The following is a 14,574-nucleotide window of genomic DNA, read 5'->3' on the forward strand; positions in this document are numbered from 1 at the left end:
TGCACCGTCCATTGCATTTGACTCAGTCGCGCACCGGGCCAGGGGCCAGGACTTCGCGGGAACCGTTGGTGTTCATGGACGTCACGACGCCGGCCATTTCCATGGCTTCGATCATGCGCGCGGCACGGTTGTAGCCGATCTTCAGCTTGCGCTGTACGGCGGAAATGGAGGCACGACGGCTTTCCAGCACGAACTGCACGGCTTCGTCGTACAGCGCGTCGGCTTCCGGATCATCACCGTCACCACCGCCGCTGCTGCCTTCGAAACCACTGCCCGCCTCTTCGACGCCGTTGAGGATGTCGTCGTTGTATTCCGGCGCGCCGCGCAGTTTCCAGGCTTCCACCACCCGATGCACTTCATCGTCGGATACGAAGGCGCCGTGAACCCGGATCGGCAGGCTGGTGCCCGGCGGCATGTAGAGCATGTCACCGTGGCCGAGCAGTTGCTCGGCACCGCCCTGGTCGATGATGGTCCGGGAGTCGATCTTGCTCGAAACCTGGAACGCCATGCGTGTCGGGATGTTGGCCTTGATCAGACCGGTGATCACGTCCACCGACGGACGCTGGGTCGCGAGGATCAGGTGGATACCGGCCGCACGCGCCTTCTGGGCGATACGGGCGATCAGTTCTTCAACCTTCTTGCCGACGATCATCATCATGTCGGCGAATTCGTCCACGACCACGACGATGGTCGGCAGCTTCTGCAACAGCGGCGCTTCGTCGTGGATGCTTTCGCGCTTGTACAGCGGATCGCTCAACGGCTCACCGGCGTCCTGGGCTTCCTTGACCTTGGCATTGAAGCCGGACAGGTTTCGCACGCCCATCTTCGCCATCAGCTTGTAGCGACGCTCCATCTCGGCAACGCTCCAGCGCAGGGCGTTGGCGGCATCCTTCATGTCGGTCACGACCGGGCACAGCAGGTGCGGAATGCCTTCGTAGATCGACAGTTCCAACATTTTCGGGTCGATCATGATCAGCTTGGCGTCGTCCGGGCCGGACTTGAACAGGATCGACAGGATCATCGCGTTCACACCCACCGACTTACCGGAACCGGTGGTACCGGCCACCAGCAGGTGCGGCATCTTCGCCAGGTCGGTGATGACCGGTTTGCCGCCGATGTCGTGGCCCAGGGCCAGGGTGACCGGCGATTTGAAGTTGTCGTACTCGGGCGTCGACAGCACTTCGGAGAAGCGCACGATCTGGCGGTCTTCGTTAGGGATTTCGATACCGACTGTGGTTTTGCCCGGAATCACTTCCACCACCCGCACGCTGGTCACGGCCAGCGAACGTGCAAGGTCTTTCGCCAGGTTGGCGATACGGCTGACCTTCACACCGGCAGCCGGCTGGATTTCGTAACGGGTAATGACCGGGCCCGGATGGATCGAGTCCACGGTGACTTCGACGCCGAACTCCTTGAGCTTGATCTCCAGCAAGTGGCCAACCGCCGCCAGGGATTCGGGCGAGTAGTTGAGCTGTTTCTTTTCCGCAGGATCGAGAATCGAGATAGGCGGCAAGGTGCCTTCCACGGCGCTGTCGACGAACAACGGCACCTGCTTCTCTTTCTGCACGCGCTTGCTCGGCTCCGGCGCCTTGACCGGGGCCGGGGCGATGACCGGCGGAACCTGCTTCTCGCGCTCGGACATGTGTTTGCTCAGGGCCTGCTCGCGCTCGATCAGACGTTCCTTGACCTTGGCCTGCTCGCGTTTGTCGGTGACGGTCGGAGCGACCACGTCGTGCACCCGGTCATCGACTTCACGCAGTTGCGCCACCAGTTGCTTGCGCTCGGTACGCGCCGACCACCAGCGATTGATCGCGCCCTGGAACAGTTCGAACAGGTCGAGGGTGATTTTGCCGGTGACATCCATCACCTTGAACCACGACAGGTCGGTGAACACGGTAAGGCCGAACAGGAACAGCGCAATGAACAGCAATGTGCTGCCCTGAATGTTCAGGGCGTTGCGGGCCAGGTCACCGAGGCTTTCACCCAGCGCGCCACCCGCACCGGCCGGTAACGCAGTGGCGGCATGGAAATGAATGTGTGCCAGCGCCGCGCCGGACAGCACCAGAAACACCAGGCCGATCAGGCGCCAGGAAAACAGCCAGCCACTCCACTGCCATGGTTCGTGGCGCTGACGGAAGATCTGATATGCCTTGATCGCCAGCAACAACGGGAAGATGTACGCGAAGTAACCCAGCACCATGAACAGGATGTCGGCGCTGTAGGAGCCCGCCGGGCCGCCGAAATTCTGCACGTCGTCGATCTTGCTGTTGTGGCTCCAGCCCGGATCATCCTTGCCGTAGGTCAGCAAGGCCATCATGAGGAACAGGCACAGAGCGCCGATGGCGATCAATGCACCTTCCTTGAGCCGGTAGTGCAATTGCTGGCGCCAAAGCGGAACGACTGTTTTTGGTGCTTCCGTGGATTTCTTCAAAACGCTTCTTTTCCTGCGCCAGCGGCGCGTCCATCTATTGAATGACGATAAAAACTGCCCAGTCCAGGCAGGTAAAAAATTGACGGGCGCAACTGAGACTACTTTTAACACTGCGCCCGCTCTTTTATAAACACGGCACACTGCGAATATTCTGTAACAGCCCGGCATTGTACGGGTTTGCGCGTTCGATGCCATGCTTCGAACCCCATGTTCAAGCATAGCCAAGCAGACAAAACCTGCGACGCAATTTGAGCATGCATTGTCTTTTGTGACAAAGGCTTATGAGGTGTATTTGATGAACGTGGCGAAGCATGCACCCTCAAGCTCGTCGCCCGTCTACGACCGCATCCCGGAAGGCAAGTTGCAGCAGCGTCGACTTTGCGCAGGTTCGGGAGGACATTCGCGACATTTAACGGCACACTTTGCAACGGGCCATGCCGCCCACCGCCCTCCCCTTCTGCAAGCCTGGACGCCATGCTGACTTGGTTACAACGCAACTCACTGACTTTCCCGCCACTGGAAAAGGCCATGCGCGACCCCAACGGATTGCTGGCGGCCGGTGGCGACCTGTCCGCCGATCGCTTGATCCAGGCCTATCGCCACGGCTGCTTTCCGTGGTTTTCCGAAGGTCAGCCGATTCTTTGGTGGTCTCCGGATCCGCGCACGGTCCTTTTTCCCGACGAACTGCACGTCTCGCGCAGCCTCGGCAAATTGATGCGCAAACAGCGCTATCGAGTGACCTTCGATCAGGATTTCAACGCCGTGATTCGAGCCTGCGCTGCCCCAAGGGAATACGCCGACGGTACCTGGATCACAGGGGCGATGCAGGACGCTTACATAGAATTGCATCGACGAGGTTTTGCCCACTCGGTGGAAGTCTGGGATGAGGGCGAACTGGTCGGCGGCCTTTACGGCCTGGCGATGGGGCAACTGTTCTTCGGCGAGTCGATGTTCAGCCGCGCGGACAATGCCTCCAAGTATGGTTTTGCGACGCTGGTGCAACATCTGAAAGAAGCGGGTTTCGTGCTGATCGACTGCCAGATGCCGACCGATCACTTGCACAGCCTCGGCGCGCGGGCCATTTCCCGCCCCGCCTTTGCCGAGTACCTGGCCCGACACCTCGACCAACCCAACCTTGCCACCTGGGTTTGCTGAGCGACTTTTGCGCGCGTGGCTTACACTTAATTCACCAGCTTACCCTCGAGGGTTGATCATGACCGAGTTGGCGCGGTTGAAGTTTTATGCCACTCAGCCTCACTCTTGCAGTTATCTGCCCGAGGAACAGGCCACGACCCTGTTTCTCGACCCGAGCCAGCCCATGGATGTGCATGTCTACGCAGACCTGTCGGAAATGGGCTTTCGTCGCAGCGGCGATCACCTGTACCGCCCGCATTGCCAGAACTGCAATGCCTGCGTGCCTGCGCGCATTCCGGTGGCGCAGTTCAACCCCAATCGGCAGCAAAAACGCATTTTCAAACGCAATGCCGACTTGCAGGTGCGCCCGGTCAAGCCTGGTTTCAGCGAAGAATATTTCGATCTTTATCAGCGCTACATCGAACAACGCCATGCCGACGGCGACATGTACCCGCCGAGCCGCGATCAATTCTCGACTTTTCTGGTTCGCGACCTGCCCTTCTCACGCTTCTACGAATTCCGGCTCGACGGACGGTTGCTGGCCGTCGCCGTCACCGACCTGCTGCCCAATGGCCTGTCGGCGGTCTACACCTTTTACGAACCGGAGGAAGAACGTCGTAGCCTGGGGCGCTATGCCATCCTTTGGCAAATCACCGAAGCCAGGCGACTGGGGCTCGAAGCGGTGTACCTGGGCTACTGGATCAAAAACTGCAAAAAGATGAACTACAAGACCCAATATCGACCGATCGAACTGCTGATTAATCAGCGCTGGGTCATCCTGAACTGAATGCAAGCCCTAAACCCCTTGGCGTAAACCCCATTTTTCGGGCACAATGCACGCCGCTTTTGCCTGGCGCAGTTGCACCGGGCCATTCACTGGACACCGAGGGCTTTACTGCATGTCGAAAGAAGACAGCTTCGAAATGGAAGGCACTGTCGTCGACACCCTGCCAAACACCATGTTTCGCGTGGAATTGGAAAATGGGCACGTCGTAACCGCGCATATCTCCGGCAAGATGCGCAAGAACTACATTCGTATTCTTACCGGTGACAAAGTGCGCGTCGAGCTGACGCCCTATGACTTGAGCAAAGGGCGTATTACTTACCGCGCTCGCTAATCAAGTCAATACAAGACGCCCGGCATTTGCCGGGCGTTTTTGTTTGTCTGGGATTTGGTTCTTTGGGTTTGAGTTTTGCGCGCATATCCGTTGCTTCGGGTGCCACTGGCGGTTTCGCTCTTACAGCGAGTCCCTTTTGGCAAACGCCAAAAAGGAACCAAAAGGCTTTTGCCCCGGCGTACGGCACTTCGCTTAGGCTCAGTGTTCCAGGGCGGAACCCTAAGCAGCCATAACCGCAGCAACGGATATACACACAAAACCCAAGAAACACCCAAAACAAAAAAGGCGCCCGAAGGCGCCTTTTCACTTATCAGCCATCAGGCCATTTCTGCAGTGGTTTCGAAGTCAAACGTCAGCTCACCATCCTTGATGTCGATGTGCACCACACCGCCATGCTCGGCCAATTCGCCAAACAGAATCTCCTCCGCCAGCGGACGCTTGATCTTGTCCTGGATCAGACGCGCCATCGGACGAGCACCCATGGCCGAATCGTAGCCACCGGCCGCCAGCCAGCTGCGCGCCGCGTCGGTAACTTCCAGAAGCACACGCTTGTCTTCCAGCTGCGCCTGAAGCTCAGTGAGGAATTTGTCCACCACGCTTTTGATGACCTCATGACTGAGGCGACCAAATTGAATGATGGTATCCAGACGGTTGCGGAATTCCGGCGTGAAGCTCTTCTTGATCACTTCCATCGCATCAGACGAATGATCCTGATGGGTGAAACCGATCGAAGCGCGTGCCGCCGTTTCAGCACCGGCGTTGGTGGTCATGATCACGATCACATTGCGGAAATCCGCCTTGCGTCCGTTGTTATCGGTCAGCGTGCCGTGGTCCATCACCTGCAGCAGCAGGTTGAAGACTTCCGGATGCGCCTTCTCGATTTCATCGAGCAGCAATACGCAATGCGGTTGCTTGGTGATCGCTTCGGTCAATAGACCGCCCTGGTCGAAACCGACATAACCCGGAGGCGCACCGATCAGACGCGACACGGTATGGCGCTCCATGTACTCGGACATGTCGAAGCGAACCAGTTCGATCCCCAAAGCCTTGGCCAATTGGCGCGCAGCCTCGGTTTTACCGACACCGGTAGGCCCGGCGAACAGGAACGAACCGACCGGTTTGTCCGGCGACTTGAGACCGGCACGGGACAGCTTGATCGCAGTCGACAGCGAATCGATCGCTGCGTCCTGACCAAACACCGTCAGCTTCAGATCACGCTCGAGGTTACGCAGCAGTTCCTTGTCGGAACTGGTGACGTGCTTCGGCGGAATCCGAGCGATCTTCGCCACGATATCCTCGACCTGCGGCACTTCGATGCGTTTCACACGCTTCTCGACCGGTTGCAGACGCTGATAGGCGCCCGCCTCGTCGATCACATCGATAGCCTTGTCCGGCATATGCCGGTCATTGATGTAGCGCGAAGCCAGTTCTGCAGCGGCGCGCAGCGACTCATCGCTGTATTCGATATTGTGGTGCTGTTCGAAACGCCCTTTCAGGCCACGCAGGATACCGATGGTGTCTTCCACCGACGGCTCGACCACATCAACCTTCTGGAAGCGACGCGCCAGAGCACGGTCTTTCTCGAAGATGCCACGGAACTCCTGGAACGTAGTCGAACCGATGCAACGAATGTCACCAGACGACAGCAGCGGTTTGAGCAGGTTCGAGGCATCCATGACGCCACCGGACGCAGCACCCGCACCGATAATGGTGTGGATCTCGTCGATAAACAGGATCGCCTGCGGACGTTTTTTCAGTTCGTTGAGCAACGCCTTGAAGCGCTTCTCAAAATCACCGCGATACTTGGTGCCCGCGAGCAAGGCGCCCAGATCAAGGGAATAAACAACGCTGTTGGCCAGCAGATCCGGCACCTGGTTGTCGACAATGCGCTTGGCCAGGCCTTCGGCAATCGCGGTTTTACCCACGCCCGCCTCGCCCACCAGCAGCGGATTGTTCTTGCGACGACGCGCGAGAATCTGCGCGACCCGCTCGACTTCCGTTTCACGCCCGACCAGCGGATCGATCCGGCCCTGGCGTGCGAGTTCGTTGAGGTTGCTGGCATACGCATCCAGCGGATTGCCTGAAGAAGAAGACTCACCGCCCTCGTCGTCCTGCATATCTTGTTCACCTTCAGAGTGATCGCCATGCCCCGGCACCTTGGAAATGCCATGGGCGATATAGTTGACGACATCAATGCGTGCAACGCTCTGCTGTTTCAGCAGGAACACTGCCTGACTCTCTTGCTCACTGAAGATTGCAACCAGCACATTGGCGCCGGTTACTTCGCGCTTGCCCGAGCTCTGTACATGAAAGACAGCACGTTGCAGCACACGCTGGAAGCCCAGGGTTGGCTGGGTTTCGCGATCTTCGTCATGGACGGGGATCAGCGGCGTGGTGGAGTCGATGAACTCCTGCAGGTCGTGCTTGAGTTTGTCGAGGTTTGCGCCGCAGGCACGCAATACGGTGGCGGCAGCCTCATTGTCCAATAGGGCCAGCAGCAGGTGTTCGACGGTCATGAACTCATGACGCTTCGAACGAGCCTCCTTGAAGGCAAGATTGAGGGTGACTTCGAGCTCGCGGTTTAACATAGCTTCACCTCATACCCAAGTGGTCGGCGATTAACCGTCCTTCTCGATTTCACAGAGTAGCGGATGCTGGCTTTCCCTGGCGTACTGGTTGACCTGCATGGCCTTTGTCTCGGCGATGTCGCGGGTAAACACTCCACATACTGCCCGCCCTTCTGTGTGGACGGCCAGCATGACCTTGGTCGCCAGCTCGCGATTCAGGTTAAAAAACACCTCGAGCACTTCGACGACGAAATCCATCGGTGTGTAGTCATCATTGAACAAAACCACCTTGTACATCGGCGGCGCCTGTAACGCAGGCTTTGCTTCCTGAACAGCAACGCCTGCCGAATCGTCGTCGTGCTCCTGTGGAAGATCCTTTTGGAGAAGCGGGCGATCCTGATTGAATGTTAGTCGAATCTGGCTGATTGCATGCATGGAAAGAAAGGTTCGTCAGTTGTGCAAATACAGTGGTGGGGGCGGCTTGACACGTTTTCAACTCCGACTGCCCGGTCACCTTGACTATCGGGAAAACGGTGTTACAACCAATAGAACCCACAGTGGGTAAAAAAGATCCGCGGAGTCAATCTTTTTAACGGATTCGACTGCGGATGAATTGGATGATACTCCAGCGATGGAGACTGTTGCAGAGGGATTTGAGCATGGCTGTCGGCAAGGTGAAATGGTTCAACAATGCCAAGGGGTTCGGTTTCATCAATACCGATTCCCGCGAGGGGAAGGATGAAGATGGCAAGGAGATTGATTTCTTTGCACACTACTCCGCCATTGAAATGGACGGATACAAAACCCTCAAAGCCGGGCAAATCGTCAAATTCGAGATCGTGCAAGGCCCTAAAGGGCTGCACGCCACAAAAATTCAGAATGCCGAGCCTGCGAAAGATGCCGTCTCGGCCACCGTTCAGCATCAATCAGTGACCAGCTGAAGCGACCAGAACACCTGCCAGAAAACAAACCGCCCGGCTCGATCACTCGAGCCGGGCGGTTTCGTTGCAGCAGCCTTTCTTACATGTGCTTGACGATCGCCTCACCGAAGCCCGACGACGACACCAGCGTGGCGCCTTCCATCAGACGTTCGAAGTCGTAGGTCACAGTCTTGGCCTTGATCGCGCCGTTGGTGCCCTTGATGATCAGGTCAGCCGCTTCGGTCCAGCCCAGGTGGCGCAGCATCATTTCCGCCGACAGGATTACCGAACCCGGGTTTACCTGGTCCTTGCCGGCATACTTCGGCGCAGTACCGTGGGTCGCCTCGAACATGGCCACGGTGTCGGACAGGTTGGCACCCGGCGCGATACCGATACCGCCCACTTCCGCCGCCAGGGCGTCAGAGAGGTAGTCACCGTTCAAGTTAAGGGTGGCAATCACATCGTATTCGGCCGGGCGCAGCAGGATCTGCTGGAGCATGGCGTCGGCGATGGCGTCCTTGACGATGACTTCACGGCCGGTTTTCGGGTTCTTGAATTTCATCCACGGGCCGCCATCCAGCAACTCGGCGCCAAACTCATCCCGCGCTACCTCGTAGCCCCAGTCCTTGAAGGCACCTTCTGTGAATTTCATGATGTTGCCCTTGTGCACGATGGTCAGCGACTTGCGGTCGTTGTCCACTACGTATTGCAGGGCCTTGCGCACCAGACGCTTGGTGCCTTCTTTCGAAACCGGCTTGATGCCGATACCGCAATCCTGGTCGAAACGGATCTTGGTGACGCCCATTTCTTCTTTCAGGAATTTGATGACCTTGGTGGCCTCAGGGGAGCCGGCCTTCCATTCGATACCGGCATAAATGTCTTCGGAGTTCTCGCGGAAGATCACCATGTCGACGTCACCGGGCTTTTTCACCGGGCTCGGTACGCCTTCGAACCACACCACCGGACGCAGACAGACATAGAGATCGAGTTGCTGACGCAGGGCCACGTTGAGGGAGCGAATACCGCCACCGACCGGGGTGGTCAGCGGGCCCTTGATGGAAACGACGTAATCTTTAACGGCGTCCAGGGTTTCCTGGGGCAGCCAGGTGTCCTGGTCGTAGACTTGAGTTGCTTTTTCGCCAGCATAAACCTCCATCCAGGAAATCTTGCGCTTGCCCCCGTAGGCCTTGGCCACGGCAGCATCAACCACTTTGATCATCACAGGGCTGACGTCGACGCCAATGCCGTCACCTTCGATGAAGGGAATGATCGGGTTATCAGGGACATTGAGAGAATGGTCTGCGTTGACGGTGATTTTGTCGCCGACGGCTGGAACCTGAATCTTCTTGTAACCCATGCTGAACTCCATTGTTTGGATTGAACATCTGGCTTGGTTCGAGCGTAACCCAGTTGAATCAACACGCAAACCCTCTGTTCCGGGCGCGGCCACATCTCGTTTCGTACAAGCCTGAAAGCAAAGGGAAAAGCGCCAATCTCAAGCATTCACGGCGACTCTACGCCCCACCCCGCCCTGCGACCTTTAGACCAATGGACGAGAATCGTTGCATATGAACCATCGGCAGATTGCCAGCTACCTATGTATAATGCCGCCCGCTGACCAAAGGGTCACGACGGCTGGCCTCTCTAGCACGAGACTTTCCGCCTGATTGGTTGAACTGTTACCGCAGTCCGACTGCTTGACGCTCTACTGATGCACCCAACATCACCGCGAAGAATCTCGACATTCGGTTCATGGATGACTTTGAACGAACGCGCTTACCCGGCGCCCCTCGAGTTTCTGCGCACGCTTTAGCAAAGAAGAGAGAGTTAATCCGAATATGCCCACCCGCTCGAAGATCATCTATACCTTCACCGACGAAGCTCCAGCCCTCGCCACCTATTCCCTGCTGCCGATCATCGAGGCTTACACCGCCTCGGCCGATATCGCCGTGGAAACCCGCGATATCTCTCTTGCAGCACGTATTCTGGCCAGCTTCCCCGAGCAACTGGGCGACAAAGCCGTAGCCGACCACCTCGCCGAACTGGGCAACCTGGCCGTTACGCCTGAAGCCAACATCATCAAGTTGCCGAACATCAGCGCCTCGGTTCCGCAACTGCAAGCCGCGATCAAAGAACTGCAAGCCCAGGGCTACAACCTGCCGGACTACCCGGAAACCGTGACCAACGACGCCGAAAAAGAAGCCAAGGCGCGCTACGACAAGGTCAAGGGCAGCGCCGTGAACCCGGTTCTGCGCGAAGGCAACTCCGACCGTCGCGCTCCGCTGTCGGTCAAGAACTACGCTCGCAAGCACCCGCACAAAATGGGCGCCTGGGCCAAGGACTCCAAGTCTCACGTCGCTCACATGAGCACCGGCGATTTCTACGGCAGCGAAAAAGCTGCCCTGATCGACGCCGCTGGCGCCGTGAAGATCGAGCTGATCGCCAAAGACGGTACCGCGACCGTTCTGAAAGAAAAAACCACCGTTCAGGCGGGCGAGATCCTCGACTGCTCCGTGATGAGCAAAAAGGCCCTGCGCGCGTTCATCGCCGCTGAAATCGACAGCGCCAAGCAACAAGGTGTGCTGCTGTCGGTTCACCTGAAAGCCACCATGATGAAGGTCTCCGACCCGATCATGTTCGGCCAGATCGTTGCCGAGTTCTACAAGGACGCCCTGACCAAGCACGCCGACGTGCTGGCCGAAATCGGCTTCAACCTGAACAACGGCATCGGCGACCTGTACGCCCGCATCAAATCCCTGCCGGCCGAACAGCAAGCCCAGATCGAAGCTGACATTCAAGCGGTCTACGCCGTTCGTCCGTCGCTGGCGATGGTCAACTCCGACAAAGGCATCACCAACCTGCACGTGCCGAGCGACGTCATCGTCGACGCCTCGATGCCGGCCATGATCCGTGACTCCGGCAAAATGTGGGGCACCGACGGCCAGTTGCACGACACCAAGGCCGTGATCCCGGATCGCTGCTACGCCACCATCTACCAGGCCGTGATCGAAGATTGCAAAGCCAATGGCGCTTTCGATCCGACCACCATGGGCAGCGTGCCAAACGTTGGCCTGATGGCTAAAAAGGCTGAAGAATACGGTTCCCACGACAAGACCTTCCAGATCAAGGCCGACGGCGTGGTTCGCGTGACCGACAGCAAAGGCACCCTGCTGATGGAACAGGCTGTTGAAGCCGGCGACATCTTCCGCATGTGCCAGACCAAAGACGCGCCGATCCAGGACTGGGTCAAACTGGCCGTCAACCGTGCTCGCGCAAGCAGCACCCCGGCCATTTTCTGGCTGGATCCGATGCGCGCTCACGACGGCGTGGTGATCGAGAAGGTTCAGGCTTACCTGAAGGATCACGACACCACTGGCCTGGACATCCAGATCATGGCCCCGGTCGACGCCATGAAGTACACCCTGCAGCGCACCCGCGAAGGCAAGGACACCATTTCGGTGACCGGCAACGTACTGCGCGACTACCTGACCGACCTATTCCCGATCATGGAACTGGGCACCAGCGCCAAGATGCTGTCGATCGTGCCGCTGATGAACGGCGGTGGCCTGTTCGAAACCGGCGCCGGCGGTTCGGCTCCGAAGCACGTGCAGCAACTGGTCGAAGAGAACTTCCTGCGCTGGGATTCGCTGGGTGAATTCCTGGCCCTGGCCGCTTCTCTCGAGCACCTGGGTGTGAACTACAACAACCCGAAAGCACTGGTTCTGTCCAAGACCCTGGACCAGGCCACTGGCCAGTTCCTGGACAACAACAAGTCGCCATCGCGCAAAGTCGGCAACATCGACAACCGCGGCAGCCACTTCTACCTGGCCATGTACTGGGCACAAGCCCTGGCTGCCCAGACTGAAGACGCTGCACTGCAAGCGCAGTTCGCAACTCTGGCCAAGACCCTGACCGAGAACGAAGCGACCATCGTCGCCGAGCTCAACGCCGTTCAAGGCAAGCCAGTGGACATCGGCGGTTACTACCACGCCAACGCCGAGCTGATCAGCAAGGCCATGCGCCCGAGCGCAACCCTCAACGCGGCGATTGCTGCGCTGGTATAAGGTTGTAAAGGGAACATCACAAGCCCCGGCCATGCGCCGGGGTTTGTGTTTCTGCCTTCCGCCCAGGAGATTCACATCATGCAATGGCTCCCCCACATCACCGTCGCCACCATCGTCGAGGACAACGGCCGCTTTCTGATGGTCGAGGAACACAAGGCCGGACGTAACGTGCTCAATCAGCCCGCCGGTCATCTGGACCCGAACGAAACCCTGATCGAAGCCGCCGTGCGCGAAACCCTCGAAGAAACCGGCTGGGACGTCGAACCCACCAGCGTGATCGGCATTTATCTGTACACCGCACCGAGCAATGGCGTGACTTACCAGCGCGTATGCTTCAGCGCCAAAGCCGTGAAACACCACCCGGATTACCAACTGGACGACGGCATAGTCGGCGCCAAGTGGCTGACCCGCGACGAATTATTGGCCCAGCGCGACAACTGGCGCAGCGAGCTGATCATCCGTTGCATCGATGATTATCTGGCCGGCAATCGCTTCGGCCTCGAACTGATCCGCCCTTCCCTTTAGCCTTGAGGCCGTGAGCCTGATAGAATCGCGTCCTTTTTCAAGACACTCATTGAATCCCTATGCGTGATCCAGCCCCTTCTGACACATCTAAGAAGCGCGTCATTGTCGGCATGTCCGGCGGCGTGGACTCTTCCGTTTCCGCTCTCCTGCTGATCGAGCAGGGTTATGAGGTGGAAGGCCTGTTCATGAAGAACTGGGAAGAAGACGACGGAACGGAATACTGCACCGCCATGGACGACCTGGCGGATGCCCAGGCCGTGTGCGACAAGATCGGTATCAAGCTGCACACCGCCAACTTTGCCGCCGAGTACTGGGACAACGTGTTCGAGCATTTCCTGGCCGAATACAAGGCCGGACGCACCCCGAACCCGGACATCCTGTGCAACCGCGAGATCAAGTTCAAGGCGTTCCTCGACTACGCCATGACGCTCGGCGCCGACCTGATCGCCACCGGTCACTACGTTCGCCGTCGCGACATCGATGGTCGCACCGAATTGCTCAAGGGCGTGGATCCGAACAAGGATCAGAGCTACTTCCTGCACGCCGTCGGCGGTGAACAGATCGCCAAGACCCTGTTCCCGGTCGGCGAGCTGGAAAAACCGGAAGTCCGTGCCATTGCCGAGAAATACGAGCTGGCCACCGCCAAGAAGAAGGATTCCACCGGGATCTGCTTCATCGGCGAGCGTCGTTTCAGCGATTTCCTCAAGCAATACCTGCCAGCGCAACCGGGTGAGATCAAGACCACCGAGGGCGAAGTCATCGGCCGTCACCACGGCTTGATGTACCACACCATCGGCCAGCGCCAAGGCCTGGGCATCGGCGGCCTGAAAGACGCCGGCGACGAGCCGTGGTACGTGCTGCGCAAGGATCTGGACACCAACGAGCTGATTGTCGGCCAGGGCAACAACCATCCGTGGCTGTTCTCCAGCGCCCTGCTCGCTTCGGAAATCTATTGGGTCAACCCGATCGATCTGAGCCAGCCGCTGCGCCTGACCGCCAAGGTCCGTTATCGCCAGAGTGATCAGACCTGCACCCTGGAAAAAACCGCGACCGGCTATCGCGCCGTATTCGACGAGCCACAACGTGCGGTCACACCGGGCCAGTCGGTGGTGTTCTATGACGGCGAAATCTGCCTCGGTGGCGGCGTGATTGAAGTTGCCGAGCCGTGGAGCGGCCAGGCATGAGCCCGACTCAGGAGCAACTAACGGCTTTGGGCGGCGTGTTTCTCGCCGCCGTGCTGGTCGACCGGATCGCCAAGACCGGCCAGACCAATGAGGCCGGCCTGAGCTGCATGCTCGGCAGCCTGTTGGTGCGCGATCCGAAGGACACACTGGACGTGTATGGCGGCGACGATATCAACCTGCGCGAGGGTTATCGCGCCCTGATCGGCGCCCTTGAGCGCGATCCGAGCACCTTGCAGCGCGAGCCGTTGCGCTACGCCTTGTCAATGCTCGGCCTTGAGCGCCAACTGGCCAAGCGCAACGACATGCTCGACGTGATCGGCAAGCGTTTGCCGCAGATCCAGTCGCAGGTCGAGCATTTCGGCCCGGCCCACGAAAACGTGATAGCGGCTTGCGGCGCGTTGTATCAGGACACCCTGAGCACGTTGCGCCAACGCATTCAGGTGCATGGCGACATGCGCAACCTGCAGCAGCCGAGCAACGCCTCGAAGATTCGCGCCCTGCTGCTCGCCGGCATTCGTTCGGCACGCCTGTGGCGTCAGCTCGGCGGTCATCGCTGGCAGTTGGTGATCAGTCGTCGCAAGCTGCTCAAAGAGCTGTATCCGTTGATGCGCAGCGAGTAAATCGCCGCGCA

Annotated in this window: 12 protein-coding genes; 8 read left to right on the forward strand and 4 right to left on the reverse strand. The window is 58.5% G+C overall.

The genetic code is table 11. The features are described from left to right. Positions 1-22: 22 nt before the first annotated feature. Positions 23-2,431, reverse strand: a complete 2,409-nt coding sequence (locus CAF87_RS15315) for a DNA translocase FtsK (protein ID WP_085712378.1) — start codon at positions 2,429-2,431, stop codon at positions 23-25. A gap of 474 nt (positions 2,432-2,905) precedes the next feature. Between CAF87_RS15315 and aat the strand changes: the two genes are divergently transcribed. The 3 genes from aat to infA all read left to right on the forward strand — a co-directional run bounded on the left by aat (position 2,906) and on the right by infA (position 4,683). After that, positions 2,906-3,586 (forward strand): leucyl/phenylalanyl-tRNA--protein transferase, encoded by a 681-nt coding sequence (gene aat / locus CAF87_RS15320; protein ID WP_085732139.1) that lies wholly within the window; start codon positions 2,906-2,908, stop codon positions 3,584-3,586. 58 nt (positions 3,587-3,644) lie between these two features. Next, positions 3,645-4,352: an arginyltransferase gene (locus CAF87_RS15325; protein ID WP_085732140.1), complete on the forward strand. Its 708-nt coding sequence runs from the start codon at positions 3,645-3,647 to the stop codon at positions 4,350-4,352. 112 nt (positions 4,353-4,464) lie between these two features. Next, positions 4,465-4,683 carry a translation initiation factor IF-1 gene (gene infA, locus CAF87_RS15330; protein WP_002553999.1) on the forward strand — a complete coding sequence of 73 codons (219 nt, stop codon included), beginning with the start codon at positions 4,465-4,467 and terminating at the stop codon, positions 4,681-4,683. A 317-nt stretch (positions 4,684-5,000) separates the two neighbouring features. On the opposite strand, the gene clpA is transcribed toward infA, so the two are convergent. Together clpA and clpS are read right to left on the reverse strand one after the other, a co-directional pair. Beyond that, positions 5,001-7,271, reverse strand: a complete 2,271-nt coding sequence (gene clpA / locus CAF87_RS15335; protein WP_085732141.1) for an ATP-dependent Clp protease ATP-binding subunit ClpA — start codon at positions 7,269-7,271, stop codon at positions 5,001-5,003. Between the two features lie 30 nt (positions 7,272-7,301). After that, a complete protein-coding gene (gene clpS / locus CAF87_RS15340; RefSeq protein ID WP_011334948.1) occupies positions 7,302-7,685 on the reverse strand; it encodes an ATP-dependent Clp protease adapter ClpS in 384 nt (127 codons plus the stop codon). A gap of 224 nt (positions 7,686-7,909) precedes the next feature. Here clpS and CAF87_RS15345 point away from each other — a divergent pair, with 224 nt between their 5' ends. Further along, positions 7,910-8,191 carry a cold shock domain-containing protein gene (locus CAF87_RS15345; RefSeq protein ID WP_085732142.1) on the forward strand — a complete coding sequence of 94 codons (282 nt, stop codon included), beginning with the start codon at positions 7,910-7,912 and terminating at the stop codon, positions 8,189-8,191. A 79-nt stretch (positions 8,192-8,270) separates the two neighbouring features. Here CAF87_RS15345 and icd read toward each other — a convergent pair whose 3' ends face one another. Continuing rightward, positions 8,271-9,527: an NADP-dependent isocitrate dehydrogenase gene (gene icd / locus CAF87_RS15350; protein ID WP_085712383.1), complete on the reverse strand. Its 1,257-nt coding sequence runs from the start codon at positions 9,525-9,527 to the stop codon at positions 8,271-8,273. Positions 9,528-10,008: 481 nt separating this feature from the next. Between icd and CAF87_RS15360 the strand changes: the two genes are divergently transcribed. The 4 genes from CAF87_RS15360 to hflD all read left to right on the forward strand — a co-directional run bounded on the left by CAF87_RS15360 (position 10,009) and on the right by hflD (position 14,563). Next, positions 10,009-12,234, forward strand: coding sequence for an NADP-dependent isocitrate dehydrogenase (locus CAF87_RS15360; protein ID WP_085732143.1), 2,226 nt, complete (start codon positions 10,009-10,011; stop codon positions 12,232-12,234). 78 nt (positions 12,235-12,312) lie between these two features. Further along, entirely contained in the window at positions 12,313-12,759 is a 447-nt protein-coding gene (locus CAF87_RS15365) for an NUDIX hydrolase (RefSeq protein WP_085732144.1), read from the forward strand. 59 nt (positions 12,760-12,818) lie between these two features. After that, positions 12,819-13,943: a tRNA 2-thiouridine(34) synthase MnmA gene (mnmA, locus tag CAF87_RS15370; RefSeq protein WP_085732145.1), complete on the forward strand. Its 1,125-nt coding sequence runs from the start codon at positions 12,819-12,821 to the stop codon at positions 13,941-13,943. Further along, complete coding sequence (hflD, locus tag CAF87_RS15375) at positions 13,940-14,563, forward strand: high frequency lysogenization protein HflD (protein WP_064380694.1); 624 nt, start codon at positions 13,940-13,942, stop codon at positions 14,561-14,563. The genes mnmA and hflD overlap by 4 nt, the downstream gene beginning before the upstream one ends. The last annotated feature ends 11 nt before the right edge of the window (positions 14,564-14,574 follow it).

It is taken from the genome of Pseudomonas sp. R38(2017) (assembly GCF_002112395.1).
GTDB lineage: Bacteria > Pseudomonadota > Gammaproteobacteria > Pseudomonadales > Pseudomonadaceae > Aquipseudomonas.